Genomic DNA, 17,824 nt, shown 5'->3' on the forward strand with positions numbered 1-17,824 from the left:
ATGAAAAATATTATATTGTCATTCTCTCTTTTTCTCTCTGTTCTGGGCAAGGCGCAAAGTTTAACGCAGAGTGAGAACTATATTTACAGCAGAACTTATATGGAAGCTGTTACCTCAGAACAGGCTGGTGCTGCCCAGATCCAGACTGTACAGTATATGGACGGATTGGGAAGGCCTATTCAGAATATTGCGATAAAGGGATCTCCGTCAGCAAAAGACATTGTAGTTCCTATTGCATATGATTCTTCAGGAAGACAAACTAAATCTTATCTCCCTTTACCCGCAGATTCACAGAATGGAGCTTATTTACCAGCAACGAATGGAAATACTGTAAACACTTATTATGGCGTTCCCAATGCCTATTCGGAAGCAGCTTATGAAAAATCTCCATTGGGAAGACCGGAGAAACAGGCAATGCCTGGAACAGAATGGCAGATAAGTGGAACACACGTTCAAAAAATGGAATACGCACTCAATACCGATGGGCAAGTTAAGAGATTTCGGGCTGTAACAGTTTGGAATCCATTAACAGGTATCTATGATGTTTCTTTATCATCGGGAACAGATGATGCCTATACTTCTGGAGGATATTATAAGGCAGGCACCTTATTTAAGACCGTTTCTAAAGATGAGGATGGGAACGAAACACAAATATTTACCAACTCACAAGGAAAGAAAATGCTGAGCCGTCAGGTCAATACTACTGTAGATGGTTTACAGGAGAATCTTGATACGTACTATGTATATAATGAGACTGGAAATATAGCATTTATAATTCCTCCTAAGGCAGCCGTATTTAATACTACAGCGCAAATTCAGGCAGTATTGAATACGTTATGTTACCAATACAAATATGACCAATACAATAGGCTTGCTGAGAAAAAAGTGCCGGGGAAGGACTGGGAATATTTTGTATTTGATAAACAGAACAGACAAGTACTTGGACAGGATGGAAATTTAAGAACCACTACGAACAATTTTGGACAAAAGGGCTGGATGTTCACAAAATATGATGCTTTTGGAAGGTCTTTATACTATGGTTTCTTTCCTTCCACTGCTTCAAGATCTGATATTCAGGTGGCATTGAATAATATCTCAGTTAATGTACTTAATAATGAAAAGCCCAGCAGTTCATCATTTAATCAGAATAATCTTAACATATACTATACTCAGGAAGCTTTTCCTACCGGAAGCTTGACCGTTTTAGGGGTTAATTATTATGATGAGTATCCTTTGGGGGTGCCTGATAGGCCTCAACAAATACAAGGAACCAACACCCTTGCTCCTGCACCATTGTCCATTACTGTCAATGGTTTATCATCTGTAAGAAGTACTAAAATGCTTCCTACAGTATCTATCACAAGAAATATCGAAAATGAAAAATGGACCTCATCGGTACTGTGGTATGATACTTTGGGAAGGTTGATCGGGACCTATAAAGTCAATCATCTGGGTGGTTTTACTCGTACAGAAGCTTTACTGGATTTTTCAGGGAAAACAAAAGAGTCCTATACTTTCCATTCAAAAAATACATCTAATACTGAAATTACGGTAAAAGACAGATTTGAATATAGTCCTCAGAATTTCCTGCTGAAGCATTATCAGCAGATTGGATCCAACCAAGAAGAACTTCTTTCTGACTATACCTATAATGATTTAGGACAGATAACTAATAAGAAGACAGGAAGTACACTTCAGAGCATTGATTATACTTATAATATCCATGGATGGCTTACCGGAATTAATGGTTCCGATATCAACAGCATGGGAAGTAAGTTATTTGCCTACAGAGTAAAATATAATACTGTAGAGGGAGTAGAAATGCCTAACAACTCTTTTAGCCACCATAGAGTGAAACCGAAATACAACGGAAGTATTGTAGAAACCGATTGGAAAACAGCTTCCGGTGCCAATGAGTCATTAAGAAGATATGGTTATGTGTATGACGGAGCATCAAGATTATTGGCAGGATTCTTCCAAGCCGCAACCAATCCTTATTCTAAAGAATATAGTGAGGTTATAGGTTATGATACGGGTGGAAATATCATTTCAATGAATAGAACGGGAAGTGCAGTCAATGGAACAGCTGAGGTGATGGATGACCTTACTTATAATTGTCTAAGTGGTGGAAACCAACTGGAATATGTGGCAGAGTCAGGAAAAGGAAATGCCTTAAGTGGGTATCCACTTGCCCGCGGAAAAGGAGCAGTAATGAGGTATGACGCCAATGGAAACCTTATACAGCATCTGGATAAGAAACTGGAAAAAATTTCTTATAATTTTCTGAACCTTCCTTCAATAATTCCTTTTACAACCCAGACAGAAACGCTGAAATATGTTTATTCTTCTGATGGTACGAAAGTACAAATGACCAAAGATGCGGAAGTAACAGATTATCTGGGAAGCTTTCAGTACACTGCCAACAGCTCTACAGGCGCACAGACTTCATTTGTTCTGGCTAATGAGGAAGGATACTATGATTTTGTGAACAGCAGATATGTGTACCAGTATAAAGACCATTTGGGAAATATAAGATTGTCTTATACTAAAGGTAATGTTGGACAGCCTGTAATTCTGGAGGAAAATAATTATTATCCTTTTGGATTAAAACATGCCGGTTACAACACAGGAGATACAAGTAATAATAAATTTAAATATCTTTACAATGGTAAAGAATTACAAGGTACCGGGAATCTGGATTATGGCTGGAGACAGTACATGCCGGATCTGGGAAGATGGAATGGTATAGATCAGCTGGCAGAAAGCTATCATTCTACCAGCCCTTATGCCTATGTGATGAATAATGCTATTAATATGTTTGATCCTGATGGCAGGTACTCAACAGACGAAATCGTAGCGGCTATGTGGAATGCAACTCCAGAAGGTACAAACTCTTATTGGTTCAGTGATGGCGGAGGATTTACCAGCTATCAGGACGGACCTACAGGTAGTGGTGGCACTGGTCTTGCCTATAATTCTACGGTAGGGTATGATGGTACTTTTACAATGGGTAACTGGGAAAATGTTATCCCAGTTACTATAAATGCTCATGGAAATAGATTTACATGGAATGATTCTGAAAATTATGGTTACAACAGTTATCTTATGATGAGTAAGCTCACTGGTGCACTTGGGGAATGGAATTTTCAACAAAATAGAGCTTTTTATTATAGTGAAGTTGCAAGAACAGGAGCGGATAAAGTAGAACGAAATTTCTATTTAATGTTTGGAGGTGCTTTAGCCGCACCATTTGTGGGGTCCTATATTGCTACACTTGGAGGAGAAACAGCAGCTAGTTATCTGCAAGGGGCTTTAATAAGAGGAGTTGCAGATATGACGTTACAAAAAACTATAAAAGGGAGTATTGACTGGAAACAAACTGGTATTAATGCATTTATAGGAGGTGGGCAAGGTTTTGGAGCTATCAAAGTGAATTGGCTAAATTACGGAGGTAATATGCTTAATAACTTTGGTACTTCATATTATGATGGTGGGAAAAAAGGATTTATGAAAGATATTGAGGTAAATAGCGCAAAAGCATTAACTGGTATTTTTGGAATGGGAGTGGGAAATTATAATGGTTTGACAAATGGCTACCTTAGTGGTTACTTTGGTACAACTGTTTTACCCGGAATTTACTTTAATACAACAGATGTTATTATAGAAAATAAAATAAAAAAATGAACAAGATAGTCAGTAAGAACTTCCATTTTATTCTAATTTTCATCGTCATAGTCGTGATTGGTTATTGGTACTTTAGCTCAGTGAATGGTCTTAAAAATGTATCAAATAGACAAAAATACACTTCAGCATTAGTAGTAAGTGATTGGCATCACAAAAACACTAATGGAATAGGTGTGGATTATGAATATTTTGTAAATAATATAAAATATACTAATACAATAAATTTAGATTTAAAAAGGGGACAAAGGTATCTTTTAGTTTTTGATTCAATAGAACCTGTAAATAATGTTATTTTAGATATTTATCCGATATACAATACTTCCTCAATTCCCTTAAATGGATGGAAAATTAATGAATTACCTATAAAGGTTGATAGCACAAAAATTAATGATATAATTCTGGAAAAATAATAAACACTTATTAATAAAATGAAATATAAATTAAATATAATAAGTAAGAAAAGTTTATTTGTGATAATTTTGCTTGCATCTTTATCAATATATGCCCAACAAATAAATGAGTATAAATTTCTGACAAAAGGGCAATATGACAGCAAAATATATGAAAAGTTAGAAAGAAAGGATGGGAATAAAGTTTATGTATGGCACAAAATAGAAGAAACCATAAAGAATAATCCGGGAATAGCATTTACTGAGTTTTATGTACAGATCAATTGTACTACAAAAATGAGTGTATTAAAAAGCTCTATTACTCATTGGAGAGATGGTACTGTTCAAAAGTTTGATGATTCTTCAAATAAGGAGGTTCCAATAACAGACCTCACATCTTTTCTTGGGCTTTCATATAAGAATCGTTGTGTGAAATAACAATAATTTAGATAATGTCCTATATATATTTTAACGGGGTAATCTTAAACGTATTGATGATGAAATAGAGTGTTGATTTTCAATGCTCTATTTTTTTTAATGCGAACAAAAATAATGGATGTGTGTATGAGAAAAAGTAGAAATTAGACTGTTTAAAATATCGAAAATCATATTAGGCGTTTGAAATGTACCTGAGTAACTTCTTTTGAAGGAATAAGATGTAACTCACTTAAGGATGAGAGTGGTGGTACCTTATAAAGGATGATTATAATGATGATATTAAGACGTTAAAAATGGTCCATTTTTATCATATTGCTTTTACTCAGCCTGATATTTTAAAATATTTAACAATATCCCGCCGGATATAAATTCCTTATGAAAGAGGGCCTGTGGATTCCGCCATAGAGCAGAATTGGTCAATTCAGTTTTTGAAGAAGGATTAAAGCAATTGGAAATGAGTAGCTCTGCACAAAAACTCATAAAAAAAGTATTTCTGCATAACTATCAGAAGTTTATAAAAGCCCCACAGGATGAAAGAAAGAAGATATCCGATGAAATTGATAGGTTGAATTCAAAGGTTTCTCTGGCAAGAAATAAACTGCTTTTCGAAGTAATACCGATGAAGAATATCTTGAAATGAAAAAGAATATAAAGAGCAGATTGAAGAACAAGAAACACAATTAAATGATAAGCCGGAAGAGAACAAAATTAATATACCAAAGCTACTGGAAAAGGCATTAGAAACTCTTACAAATATTGAGGAAAACATGCTTATCATTATAATGAAACATTCTTCTTTACTGAAGGTAATCATAGGATTAATGCTGCAATTCAATATAAAATACAAACAGGAAGCTACAAGTATTTAGACATTTTAATGGAACATTCTACACGAGATACTAGTAATCCACTTAGATATGTACCGAAAACATATAAATTTCCAGTAAAACCAACTAGATAATGAATGAAATATTATTAATAAACTTAAAAGAATTGAAATTTTTAAAAAATAAAAATGAGTATGTTTTTTTAAACTTTGCTTATGGAGATGCATTAATGATTACCTCTTTTTATGACAAAATTAGAAAGAAAGAACGTAATAATTTAATCCGACTTTTTAATCAGTTAACTAATATTGAGCTTCGAACTGATGATATTTTAGGTAAACTACATATTGATATACTTAAAATCCTTGTGGATCAGAAAAAAGATACTATTATAATTACTAATATTGGATTTCCTTCCGAGTCAATCAGTTTTTTAATAGATAATTTTAATAAAGTATTTTCTAATTTAAATACTTTAAAAAACAAAAAAGTTATTATTGTAGAGTGCGAACTAAACAATCCTGAAAATGATAAATATTTCGAAGAGTATTTTAATGAATAATATTAAAATTTGTTATTTAGAGTGCATCCAAAAGTTTAGATAAAATGAAAATAAGGAAAGGCAGCATGTATGGCTGCCTTTTTTATTAATTTCAATATAAATAACAAAAGATGATTTGCCGTTCATTTCAGATTTAGATCTAAAAAAGAAAACCACCCTTAAAAAGGATGGTTTGTAGACCCACAGGGATTCGAACCCCGACTGACGGTACCAAAAACCGGAGTGCTACCGTTACACTATAGGTCTGTTTCTATGTTGCGAAATTATAGAATTTATTTTAAATATGAAAATCAAAATTAAAGATTAGTTAACATAATGAGAGTGCAAATCCCTTTACTTGTTGATATACAAATAATTATTTTTCAATAAAAATTTAAAAATAATCTGCTTTTATAAGGAGAATAGTGGCATTCCAGATATTTTCTGTTCAGTTTTAAAGTGAATGACTCTTATGAATTCTCCGATGAATAGAGCGTCCCAGCCTCCTTCTTCCGGCTTCCATCCTTGAAGTGCTGTTAAATAATAAAACCTTATCTTTGCAAAAAATTGGGCTCCAAAAGTTGGAGTAACCCATTAATAACATATCCTGAGCAAAGCAAAAGGATTATTAAACATTTTTTATGTCAAATATTGTCGCAATCGTTGGACGTCCCAACGTAGGAAAATCCACGCTTTTTAATCGTTTATTAGAAAGAAGAGAAGCTATTGTAGATTCTACAGCTGGTGTTACCAGAGACCGTCATTACGGAAAATCCGACTGGAATGGAGTAGACTTTACAGTAATTGATACCGGAGGTTATGATGTAGGTACAGATGATATCTTTGAAGAGGAAATCCGTAAGCAGGTACAATTGGCAGTGGATGAAGCAACTTCTATCATCTTCATGATGAATGTGGAAGAAGGACTTACTGATACAGACTACGAAATCTACAGACTTCTTAGAAGATCCAACAAGCCGATTTATATCGTTATCAACAAGGTAGATTCTGCAAAAGAAGAGCTTCCTGCAACTGAATTCTATCAGTTAGGAATTGATAAATATTACACACTTTCTTCAGCTACAGGTTCCGGGACAGGAGATTTGTTAGATGATATCATTAAAGATTTTCCCACTACAGAATATAAAGATCCTTTTGAAGGGCTTCCAAAAATCACTATCGCGGGCCGTCCAAACGTAGGAAAATCTACGATGACCAATGCTTTATTGGATGTTGAAAGAAATATCGTTACTGATATTGCGGGAACTACCAGAGACAGTATCCAGACTTTATATAATAAATTCGGACATGAGTTTGTATTGGTAGATACTGCAGGGATGAGAAGAAAGTCTAAGGTAAACGAAGACCTTGAGTTCTATTCTGTAATGAGATCTATCCGTTCTATTGAATATTCTGACGTGGTAATCATTATGGTAGATGCTACCCAGGGATGGGAATCTCAGGATATGAATATCTTCGGTTTAGCTCAGAAAAACAGAAAAGGAATTGTGATCCTTGTGAATAAATGGGATTTGATCGAAGACAAGCAGACCAATACGATGCGTGATTTCGAAAGATCAATCAAAGATAAAATTGGTCAGTTCCAGGATATTCCAATCTTATTCGTTTCAGCATTAACGAAGCAGAGAATCTTAAAAGCGGTAGAATTAGCCATGGAGGTTTACGAAGACCGTAAGAAGAAAATTAAAACTTCAAAACTAAATGAAGTAATGCTTCCGATCTTTGAACAGACACCGCCACCGGCACTAAAAGGAAAATACATTAAAATCAAATATTGTGTACAGCTTCCTACACCGTCACCACAGTTTGTATTCTTCTGTAACCTTCCACAATATGTGAAAGAACCTTATAAAAGATTTACTGAAAACCAGTTGAGAAAACAATTCGGGTTTACCGGAGTTCCAATTGAAGTGTATTTCAGACAAAAATAATGAGAACAAGTGTTCATCAGAAACTCCGGCAAGCAAAGCTTGCCGGAGTTTTTTATTGAATTAGAGCAGATTTTCTCCTCAAGCCCAAACTTTCAATTCGTTTTTTAGTTGTAATTTTGCAGCAATTAATATCAATTAACTGAAATTAAAAAAATAAATTTTCATGCTTACTATTTTATCGCAACACTTTTCTCTTGTCAATGAATGGATCAACGAACTTAGAAACGTTGACATTCAACATGACCGAATGAGATTCAGAAGAAATATGGAAAGAATCGGGGAGATTGCCGCTTTTGAAATCAGTAAAGGACTGGAGTACAGAGAAGTTGAAATTCAAACTCCTTTAGATACAATAAAAAGCAGAGAAATTGCTGTACAACCCGTTATTACAACTATCTTGAGAGCCGGAGTTCCATTATTCGAAGGAATCCTGAACTATCTTGACAGAGCAGACTGTGGTTTTGTAGCAGCCTACAGAAAACACGATGCCAACGATTATTTCTCTATCAAACAGGATTATCTGACTTGTCCGAGCATCGAGGGAAGACCTCTGATTGTGGCAGATCCCATGTTGGCAACAGGAGCTTCTTTAATTGAAGCGATCAAAGACCTGCTAACCAATGGAAATCCGACCCAGCTTCATATTGTTGTAGCAATTGCATCAAAACAAGGGGTAGAGACCATTCAGAATGCATATCCTCAAGCGCATATCTGGGTAGGAGCAATGGATGAACACTTGACTTCAAAAGGGTATATCACTCCAGGATTAGGAGATGCCGGAGACTTGAGCTACGGAGAAAAACTTCAGAGATAACTTAAGAAAGATTCCAGAAATCTTTTATTAAATTCAATAATAAATCAGGTCGTACTTTATCTATAGGATGCTTTGTGTCTGGGAGTACGGCCAATTTTGCATTGGGAAGACTTTTGTAAACCCTTGTGCTCTCTTCGATAGTTACCATGTTATCTTTATCTCCCACCATAATTTGAGTTGGAGTAGTAATCGTAGCAAGATTGTTTTCCAAAGGAGGATTTTTACCTAAATCAATCATTAAACCAGCAATAGCCGGAAGAAGCTGTTTCCATTTTGCTCCGTGCTGGGATTCTAAAAGTTGGGCATACTGCGGAATTTTTTCAAGAATAACATCTGGATTAAGCATCTTACTTTCTTTCAAAGACTGTTCCTCAGTCCAGTCGAACTTTGTCCCCAGTGTTATAATAGAATTTACATTTTCAGGATTTTCCATTGCGTAGCAAAGGGCAACATAGCCTCCCATACTATGTCCGAAGATTGATACATCTGTTAAGTTATTCACTCTACAGTATTCGGAGAGTTCTTGGGTGTATTTTTCAATGGTAATGCCATCTGCCGGAAGTTCCTGATCTCCATGTCCTGAAAACAAAGGAGTGTATACCGTAAAATATTGGGATAAAGTATTCAGATAAGGTTTGAAAATGTCGCTGTGAACTAAGGCTCCGTGCAGTAAAAGCAGATTTGGCATAGTGGTTTAGTTTCCGGAAAATTAGGAAAAAGAATTGAATGATGAAAATGGTTTGGGTAAGAGTGTGGGAGAGTTTTAGGGTTTTAGTGTTTGAGAATATTTTTGAACATAGCTCTGTACCTCATACTCTGAATTTTTCACCCTATATCTTTCCTTCTTGAACCTCGAACCTCGAACCTCGCATCCCACATTAAACATCCACAGCCATTACCAAAACACTCACTTTATTATTTCCTGCATTGAGAATCTCCCATGCTATAGACGAAACCGTATTTCCTGTAGTGAAAACATCGTCAATCAAAAGAATATGCTTTCCGGTAATAGGTTGAGTGATGGAGAATGTATGGACAGATTCCAGTCTGTGTTGTTTATCCTTTAAAGCCTGTGCTTTTGAATAATGATTTCTTTTAATGAGTTGATGATTAAAAGGAATGTTGTAAAATGAAGATAAAGTTTCTGTGAATAAATGAAGTTGATTATATCCGCGTTCCTTAAGTTTCCTGGGGTGAAGGGGCACGCTCACCAATAAATCAGGTTTTTCATCCTTGAATTCCAGGCGTTCGATAGTCCAGTCTGCAAGAATTTTTCCTGCCTTTTCCCTGCTTCTGTACTTTAGCTCATGAACAATCTGCCGGCTTAAGCCTTTCTCTTCAAACTGTATTAAAGCAAATGCGTTTTCAACCGGAAAAAATAAACTGCATTTTTCTTTGATCGGAGTGTTTTCGAAATAATCATAATGGGTAAAATGAATCTGGGTAAGGCAAAGATCACATATCAAAAGTTCAGGATCAATGATTCTGTTGCAATGGGTGCAACGGTTCGGAAACAATAAGTCTAATATCATAAGTGTGTTTTCACTAAGATAGGAAATAAAAGTCAATTAAGTCAATGGTGAATTTTACTTCGTAAGTGAATTGAAGGCGGAAAAGTTCATAAAAGAATACTTCATAACAGTATTAAAAATTCACAAGCAAAGCGAATTGACGATTTACCATTCACCATTCATTCTTCACCCTTTAATTCTCAAACCTCTTCCTGATCTTCTCCACAGAGCTTTTCATACTCAGGTTAAAATGTTCCTTTTCCAGCCTTACCGGAGGTGCTTGTCTTACTTCACAATCGGCAATACTGCATGATTCGCAGGTCACACCTACATTGATCGTTTTTAAAGAAGGAGACTTGATGAAACCTATTTTTTTGATCGTCTGAGTATTCAATAAAATCCCCAGACAATAACTTCTGTTGCTTCCATCCGAAAAAGGATTTCTCTGTGAGGTGGAAATAACCAGATAGCTTATTCCCTGATCTTTATAATGTGAGATCTGAGCATCTGTCAGGGTTTCATTTTCTTTTAAATCATCAAGGTTTTTCACGGCAATCCATCTCCTGCAATAATGTTCGTTCATTGCGTTGGCATGAGGAGCTTGCTGATGGTTCAGGTGGAGCTCTTTTAAAATCTGAATTTTATATGAATTTTTCTTTTTTACCAGACATAAGTAAAACAGATCTTTGATTCCCATTTCAGCCGAAAGAATATTGGTAAGCCGGTAATAAAAAGTTTCGGGAGAGCGGGTAAAGCTGTTGATAAGGTTCTCGAAATGGCTAGGTTCCCATGTGTTTTGCTGAAAGAACTCAGAAGTTTTTTCAATAACGGGTTGTTTTGAAATTAGCAGAGCTCCTGCGAAATAAGAAGCGTAAAAGTTATTCAGAATTTCTTCAAAACTGCCGAAATCAAGCCAGGAATAAGTGTTCGGGCGGGTTTTTAATTCCAGAACATTGAATCCAATTTCTTTTGCAAGGATAAAAGTTTTTTGATCCTTCTCTAGTTTTTGGTTCAAGAGCAATAGTTTTTTCTCCGGAATAAAAAGTGAACGGAGATTATCCAGCGTTCCGTATTTTTCAAAATCTTCAGATTGAATGGTATAACTGAACTTTTCTATAAGAATTTTTTCCAGCACTTCAGATTTTAAATTTTTTCCGATTTGTAACTGGTTTTCCAGGATAAATACCCTTACTTTTTCCTCAATTTCCGGGAAATAATTATCGTACAACTCCTGGAATGATCTTAATACCGCAAAATAAAACCTTTCCTTTCCCAAATTATAATTCTGGGAAATTTCAATCAGCGCATTGATAAAAGCAGTTACTTTTTTAGGAGCATCACTGATAATGCTGATCAGGTTGTTTTTATTGATCCCAAACAGTTCCAGTGGAACTTCTTTAAAGAAATCAGACTGCAGAATTTCATTGAAAGGAGCAAGACTTTTATCAAGCTTGGTGGAAACCAGATCATCAAAAGTACAACTCAAAGCATCAGAAAGCTGAATGATTTTATCATGCTTGGGATATTTTTTTCCGTTTTCAATCTCGTTGAGGTAAGATTTTGATAATCCTGTCTTTACAGCAAGATCCTGCAGAGACCAGTTTTTCTTTTGTCTCTGCTGTTTCAGTTTTAACCCAAAAACTGTTTTGATAAAGTCGCTTTCTGAATTCATTACTCAAATATAAATAAATAGATGCGATTATTCGCATAATAAATTTTAAATAAATTTAGCGAACGTTCGCTATTTGTGAAAATTTTTATTTATGTTTGTAACATCAAATCACAAAATCAATAAGTTATGGAAACTAAGACTCAATTAGAAATTAAGGCGCAGAAGCAGTTTGAGGAAATATTTACTCCTGATTTGGTAGATTTTCTGATTGCACTCCATCAGAACTTCAATCATAAAAGACTTGAACTTTTAGAAGAAAGAAAAAATATACAGGAGCATCTTGATGAAGGAAAACTTCCTGAATTCTTAAAAGAAACAGCAGAAATCCGAAACGGAAATTGGGTATGTGCTCCGCTTCCTGACGATATGCTGGACAGGAGAGTAGAAATTACCGGACCGGTGGACCGTAAGATGATTATCAATGCCCTGAATTCCGGAGCGTCTACATTTATGGCTGATTTTGAAGACAGCACTTCGCCGGTATGGGAAAACTGTATTCAGGGACAGATTAATCTTTCTGATGCGATTAACCGGACTATTGATTTTGTCAACGAAAAAGGAAAATCGTATACTCTTCATGAAAAAACTGCGGTTTTACAGGTTCGTCCACGCGGTCTTCATCTTCCGGAGAAACATATTGAAATCAGTGGGGAGAAAACTTCCGGTTCACTGATTGATTTTGGAATGTATTTTTTCAGAAATGTAACACCGCTTTTGGAAAAAGGAAGTGCCCCTTATTTTTATCTTCCAAAATTGGAACATTATAAAGAAGCACGCTGGTGGAATGAGGTTTTTGTTTTTGCCCAAAATTATCTGGGAATTCCGGAGGGAACTATTAAAGCCACTGTTTTAATCGAAACCATTACTGCCTCATTTCAGATTGATGAAATTTTATTTGAATTAAAAGAACACAGCGCAGGGCTGAACTGTGGCAGATGGGATTATATTTTCTCTTACATTAAAAAGTTCAGAAATCTTCCTGAATTTATTGTTCCGGACAGAGATCAGGTGACCATGAGTTCTCCTTTTATGAGTGCTTATTCAAAAAGAGTGATAGAAATATGTCATAAAAGAAATGTACATGCTATCGGTGGAATGGCCGCGCAGATTCCTGTAAAAGATAATGATGAAGCTAATAATGCTGCTTTTGAGAAAGTAAGAAATGATAAAGAACGGGAAGTGAAAAACGGTCATGACGGAACCTGGGTGGCACATCCGGCATTAGTGACTGTTGCTAAAGAAATTTTTGACCAATATATGCCTTCTAAAAATCAGATCGAGAAAAAATTTGAATACCATATAACGGAAAGCGATCTGTTGGAAATTCCCAAAGGAGAGATCACAGAGAAAGGCGTCCGAAAAAATATCAATGTAGGAATTCTTTACCTTGAAAGCTGGCTGATGGGAACGGGTGCTGCTGCCATTTATAATCTGATGGAAGATGCTGCTACTGCAGAGATTTCAAGAACCCAGATCTGGCAATGGCTAAAAAACGAAGCTGTACTGAGTGATGACAGAACATTAACCCGAAGTATGATTTTGCAGTGGGAAAAAGAAGAAATGGACAATATTGAAAAGTATGTGGGGGAATTTCGTTTCCAAAACGGGAAATTTAATCTTGCCAAAGAACTTTTCAATGAATTGATTTTTTCTGAAAAATTTGAAGAATTTCTGACCCTTAAAGCATATCCTTTTATTTAGGAAAAATGTTGGTTGCTGGTTTTATAGTTGCTGATTGAAAACCAATTAACCATGGAATCAGAAACTAGTAACAAAATTAATCTAAAACCTAATCAAACAAAATCCAAATATTATGAAAACAAGACAAGAACAAATCCAGGCTATTGAACAAGATTGGCTGACAAATCCACGCTGGAATGGGGTGAAAAGACCTTATACGGCAGAAGAAGTTTTAAAACTTCGCGGATCTTATACCATAGATTACACAATTGCTACAGAAATGTCCAAAAAATTCTGGGATAAATTAAATACCCTGGATTATGTGGCAGGACTTGGCGCATTGACAGGCAATCAGGCAGTACAGGAGGTAGATGCCGGACTGGAAGCTATTTATCTTTCAGGCTGGCAGGTAGCTGCAGATGCTAACTTATCAGGTGAAATGTATCCCGATCAGTCATTGTATCCTGCCAATTCAGTACCTTCTGTTGTGAGGAAAATAAATAATGCTTTATTGAGAGCAGATCAGGTACAGTCTGTGAGCGGAACAGGAAATAAAGAATATCTGGTACCCATTATTGCAGACGCAGAAGCAGGTTTTGGAGGAAACCTGAATGCTTTTGAACTGATGAAACAAATGATTGAAGCCGGTGCAGCAGCCGTTCATTTTGAAGATCAGCTTTCTTCCGCAAAAAAATGTGGACATCTTGGAGGAAAAGTATTAGTACCCACTCAGGAAGCTATAAATAAACTGATTGCTGCCCGTCTGGCTGCCGATGTACTGGGAGTTCCGAGCCTTATTATTGCAAGAACAGACGCGGATGCTGCAGATTTACTGACTTCTGATATTGATGACAGAGATAAGAAATTTGTAACAGGAGAAAGAACTTCCGAAGGATTTTATGTAGTGAAAAACGGAGTAGAACAGGGGATTGACAGAGGTTTATCCTATGCTCCGTATGCAGACCTGATCTGGATGGAAACCTCAAATCCTGATCTGGAGCAGGCGAGAAGATTTGCAGAAGGAATTCATGCAAAATTCCCTGGGAAAATGTTGGCTTACAACTGTTCTCCTTCATTTAACTGGGCTGCAAGGCTGAGCGTAGAAGAAATGTCTACTTTCCGTGAGGAACTGGCTAAAATGGGATATAAATTTCAGTTTATTACGCTGGCAGGATTCCATGCGCTGAATACAGCTATGTTTGAACTGGCATTAGCATATAAAGAAAGAGGAATGGCGGGATATTCAGAGCTTCAGGAGCGTGAGTTTGCATTACAGCAGAAAGGATTCAGAGCAGTGAAGCATCAGTCTTTTGTAGGAACAGGGTATTTTGATGAAATACAGAATATTGTTACCAATGGCTCTTCAGCCACCGTAGCGATGAAAGATTCTACAGAAACCGCACAATTCCATTAGTCATTTTTTCCATATTTTTTTGATGTTAAACCTTCTCTGTTGTGGGGAGGTTTTTCTGTATTGATGGTGATTAAGTTCGGTTTTAAGTCTCATTCGGGTAATGAAATGATAAATGAAAAATCCCCATGATAAATAATGAAAATTTGAATTATATTTGAGGACGAAAAAAAATATTAAAAATGAATTTAATCAAAGTACTTTTTATTACATTAGGATTAACACTTACTGCAAATGCTGCGAAAGCGCAACAGAAGATTGGAAGCGTAAATACTGATGAAATTTTTGCAAGTTTACCCGAAGCAAAAACTATAGGTACCACTATTGATAATCTAACTAAAACCAAGCAGACTGAAATTGAAAAACTGATTACTGAATATCAGAACAAACTGAAAGCAGCAAAAGATAAAGAGAAAACTCTGAGTGAAGCTAATAAAGAAGCGGTGACTAAAGAACTTATCGCTGCACAAACAGAACTGCAAGGTATTGGTAAGAAAATAGAAGAGGCCAGAGCACAGGCAGGTAAAGATATTGCTGCTAAACAAAGTGAATTGCTGACACCTCTACAGCAAAAAGTAAGATCTGCTATTTCCTCTGCTGCCAAAGAAAGAGGCCTGAATTATATATTTGATGTGGCATCACAGGAATCTAATAATCTTGTTTACAACGATGGAAGTGAGGATATCACTGCTCTTGTGAAAAGTAAATTAGGAGCTACAGCAGCGCCTGCAAAACCTGCGGGGAAAAAATAAGAATTTCATTATACTGAATATTGTAACGGAATCATAACGCATGATTCCGTTTTTTTATGCACAAAAGTGTAGAGCCGGATGAAGACAGTTCTGTTTTAAAATGATAAATTTGAGTAAACTTTCAGGAGAATGAACTTAATGTACGAAAAACAGATACGAGTAACAGAAGAACATATTGATCAGAATAACCACGTGAATAATGTACAGTATGTGCACTGGGTGGAAGAAGTAGCCGCTGAGCATTGGGATCTTTTAAAGTATAAAACCGAATATATCAACGATGCCTGGATGCTTCTGGATCATCATATTCAATATAAAAAGCAGGTTTATCTGAATGATATCATCACGGTAAGAACTTATCCCATGACTCCTGAGGGAGCCAGGCAGCCAAGGAAAGTTGAATTTTATTGCAATGATGAACTTGTGGTGGCCTCCAGTACACTCTGGATTTTGTTTGATCCTGAAACCAAGAAGATCAAACGTCTGGATCATGACTGGCTGGAAAAGTTTTTTTAGCAGTAAAACATTAATTCAAAAGCTAAATACACATGAAATTCTTTTCTTCACTGGCTTTGCTATTGCTGAGCATAGCAAGTTATAGTCAGGAAAATCCCTACTGGTTTACCGATGATATTAAAAAAAAGGTGGCAGACTCCACTCAAAGTCAGTCATGGAGAAGCCAGATGGCAGCAACGTATTATTCAATAAGCGGACAATATAAACCTGCACTAGAAAGTTGGGATATGACTTTTGGAAGGGTTAAAAAACTAAGTGTCACAGATAGCTTGAAGTTTACAAAATTAAATCCTGTTAAGGCAAAAGATTATATTTTGGAAAAAGCAGTCCATGAACAGATTGTTATCATTAATGAAGCTCATCACAATGCAAGCCACAGAAACTTTGCCTCTTCTTTACTTCAGGGATTATATGACAGAGGATATCGATATTTAGGAATTGAAACATTGGCGAATGACTCTTTAAACAGCGAAAAGTTTGCAACACTCAGCAGTGGATATTATTCCAAAGAACCGGAATTTGGGAATTTTATTTATAATGCTCTGAAAATTGGGTTTACCCTATTTCCATACGAGGCTGAAGGAAATAATAAAGAAAGGGAAATTGGAGAAGCACAAAATATCTTCAATTTTATGCAGAAAAATAAAGATGGAAAATATCTGATCTATTGCGGATATCAACATGCTTATGAAGGAATTCATAAATCATGGGAGAAAACAATGGCAGGAAGGCTTTCGGATTTAACAGGGATTAATCCGTTTACCATTGATCAGACTCAGTTTTCAGAAAAAAGCAATCTGAAGTATAATGAACCGCTTTTAAGATTGGTACGTAATACTGTTCCTGTTGTTTTAAAAGATGAAAACCAGGGAATATATAATGGTGAAGACAAAGATTTGTATACCGATATTAAAATCATTCATCCCGTCACACAATATAGTAAAGGCAGACCAGATTGGATGCTGAATAAAAACAGAAAATTTTATAAGATTCCGGTTTCTAAAGTTTCCAGCTATCCGGCTTTGGTGTTAGCATACAGAAAAGGAGAGTTTGAAAAAGAAGGAATTCCTGCTGATATCATTGAGATTAATACTTCCAAAGACAACCTTTTTTTAATTCTGGATAAAGGAATTTATGATATTGTGATTAAAGACAAAGAGTACAAAGTCATTAACAGATTTGAAAAAACGATAAAATAATGTTTGAAATAGCTTGGTAGAAAAAAGAGGTAATGAAAAGTAAGTTAAGAAAAATAACCATCAATGCAGTAGAATACTTGTATTCAGTTTCTGATCAATATCATTCCGAAACTAAAACTAATACTTTGACTGTAAAAGTTTTTTTTAAGGGACAAAAACAAACTCCTTTAATCATCAAATGTATGACTGTGGATGATTATATTATGGGACAGCCTTTAAAATCAGGGGTGAAGCTGATGAATAAAATCACGTGTTCAGAAGATGAGGTAAATCTCAATAAGCCACAATACATCAAACAGTTTATTTTATTGGGATTACAAAAAGGATGGTCGGGCTTCAATTCAATGGAAATACAAAACGGATTTGATTATTTGAATGAATTAGGTTTTGAAACAGACCCGTTAAAACCATAAACCCAAATAACTTTTTCCTAATGTA

General features: G+C 35.7%; 16 protein-coding genes and 1 tRNA gene. 13 read left to right on the plus strand and 4 right to left on the minus strand.

Translation table 11 applies throughout. The annotated features are described in order from the left end of the window. The 5 genes from JOE44_RS21605 to JOE44_RS21625 all read left to right on the plus strand — a co-directional run bounded on the left by JOE44_RS21605 (position 1) and on the right by JOE44_RS21625 (position 5,900). Positions 1–3,684 carry a DUF6443 domain-containing protein gene (locus JOE44_RS21605; protein ID WP_209787438.1) on the plus strand — a complete coding sequence of 1,228 codons (3,684 nt, stop codon included), beginning with the start codon at positions 1–3 and terminating at the stop codon, positions 3,682–3,684. Next, positions 3,681–4,094, plus strand: coding sequence for a hypothetical protein (locus JOE44_RS21610; RefSeq protein ID WP_209787440.1), 414 nt, complete (start codon positions 3,681–3,683; stop codon positions 4,092–4,094). The genes JOE44_RS21605 and JOE44_RS21610 overlap by 4 nt, the downstream gene beginning before the upstream one ends. 18 nt (positions 4,095–4,112) lie before the next feature. Next, positions 4,113–4,511 carry a hypothetical protein gene (locus tag JOE44_RS21615; protein WP_209787442.1) on the plus strand — a complete coding sequence of 133 codons (399 nt, stop codon included), beginning with the start codon at positions 4,113–4,115 and terminating at the stop codon, positions 4,509–4,511. Between the two features lie 454 nt (positions 4,512–4,965). Next, complete coding sequence (locus tag JOE44_RS21620; RefSeq protein WP_209787444.1) at positions 4,966–5,151, plus strand: hypothetical protein; 186 nt, start codon at positions 4,966–4,968, stop codon at positions 5,149–5,151. A gap of 320 nt (positions 5,152–5,471) precedes the next feature. Further along, complete coding sequence (locus JOE44_RS21625) at positions 5,472–5,900, plus strand: hypothetical protein (RefSeq protein ID WP_209787445.1); 429 nt, start codon at positions 5,472–5,474, stop codon at positions 5,898–5,900. 175 nt (positions 5,901–6,075) lie between these two features. Here JOE44_RS21625 and JOE44_RS21630 read toward each other — a convergent pair. Next, a tRNA-Gln gene (locus JOE44_RS21630) sits at positions 6,076–6,146 on the minus strand. 374 nt (positions 6,147–6,520) lie between these two features. Between JOE44_RS21630 and der the strand changes: the two genes are divergently transcribed. Together der and upp are read left to right on the plus strand one after the other, a co-directional pair. After that, positions 6,521–7,831 carry a ribosome biogenesis GTPase Der gene (der, locus tag JOE44_RS21635; RefSeq protein WP_209787447.1) on the plus strand — a complete coding sequence of 437 codons (1,311 nt, stop codon included), beginning with the start codon at positions 6,521–6,523 and terminating at the stop codon, positions 7,829–7,831. 163 nt (positions 7,832–7,994) lie between these two features. After that, a complete protein-coding gene (upp, locus tag JOE44_RS21640) occupies positions 7,995–8,645 on the plus strand; it encodes a uracil phosphoribosyltransferase (protein ID WP_209787449.1) in 651 nt (216 codons plus the stop codon). A gap of 1 nt (position 8,646) precedes the next feature. On the opposite strand, the gene JOE44_RS21645 is transcribed toward upp, so the two are convergent. The 3 genes from JOE44_RS21645 to JOE44_RS21655 all read right to left on the minus strand — a co-directional run bounded on the left by JOE44_RS21645 (position 8,647) and on the right by JOE44_RS21655 (position 11,828). Further along, positions 8,647–9,333, minus strand: coding sequence for an alpha/beta hydrolase (locus JOE44_RS21645; protein WP_209787451.1), 687 nt, complete (start codon positions 9,331–9,333; stop codon positions 8,647–8,649). A 190-nt stretch (positions 9,334–9,523) separates the two neighbouring features. Next, the gene (locus tag JOE44_RS21650) at positions 9,524–10,177 is read right to left on the minus strand and encodes a double zinc ribbon domain-containing protein (protein ID WP_209787453.1); all 654 of its coding nucleotides are present in this window, start codon (positions 10,175–10,177) and stop codon (positions 9,524–9,526) included. Positions 10,178–10,349: 172 nt separating this feature from the next. Further along, the gene (locus tag JOE44_RS21655; RefSeq protein ID WP_209787455.1) at positions 10,350–11,828 is read right to left on the minus strand and encodes a helix-turn-helix transcriptional regulator; all 1,479 of its coding nucleotides are present in this window, start codon (positions 11,826–11,828) and stop codon (positions 10,350–10,352) included. Positions 11,829–11,954: 126 nt separating this feature from the next. Between JOE44_RS21655 and aceB the strand changes: the two genes are divergently transcribed. The 6 genes from aceB to JOE44_RS21685 all read left to right on the plus strand — a co-directional run bounded on the left by aceB (position 11,955) and on the right by JOE44_RS21685 (position 17,799). Then, the gene (gene aceB / locus JOE44_RS21660) at positions 11,955–13,529 is read left to right on the plus strand and encodes a malate synthase A (RefSeq protein ID WP_209787457.1); all 1,575 of its coding nucleotides are present in this window, start codon (positions 11,955–11,957) and stop codon (positions 13,527–13,529) included. A 109-nt stretch (positions 13,530–13,638) separates the two neighbouring features. Then, positions 13,639–14,922: an isocitrate lyase gene (gene aceA, locus JOE44_RS21665; RefSeq protein ID WP_348635077.1), complete on the plus strand. Its 1,284-nt coding sequence runs from the start codon at positions 13,639–13,641 to the stop codon at positions 14,920–14,922. Positions 14,923–15,101: 179 nt separating this feature from the next. Continuing rightward, positions 15,102–15,671 (plus strand): OmpH family outer membrane protein, encoded by a 570-nt coding sequence (locus tag JOE44_RS21670; protein ID WP_209787461.1) that lies wholly within the window; start codon positions 15,102–15,104, stop codon positions 15,669–15,671. A 129-nt stretch (positions 15,672–15,800) separates the two neighbouring features. Further along, positions 15,801–16,187 (plus strand): acyl-ACP thioesterase domain-containing protein, encoded by a 387-nt coding sequence (locus JOE44_RS21675; RefSeq protein ID WP_209787463.1) that lies wholly within the window; start codon positions 15,801–15,803, stop codon positions 16,185–16,187. A gap of 32 nt (positions 16,188–16,219) precedes the next feature. Then, a complete protein-coding gene (locus JOE44_RS21680; RefSeq protein WP_209787465.1) occupies positions 16,220–17,386 on the plus strand; it encodes a hypothetical protein in 1,167 nt (388 codons plus the stop codon). Between the two features lie 32 nt (positions 17,387–17,418). Continuing rightward, complete coding sequence (locus JOE44_RS21685) at positions 17,419–17,799, plus strand: hypothetical protein (protein WP_209787467.1); 381 nt, start codon at positions 17,419–17,421, stop codon at positions 17,797–17,799. Positions 17,800–17,824: the final 25 nt, after the last annotated feature.

It is taken from the genome of Chryseobacterium sp. PvR013 (assembly GCF_017833095.1).
GTDB classification, from domain to species: Bacteria; Bacteroidota; Bacteroidia; order Flavobacteriales; family Weeksellaceae; genus Chryseobacterium; species Chryseobacterium culicis_A.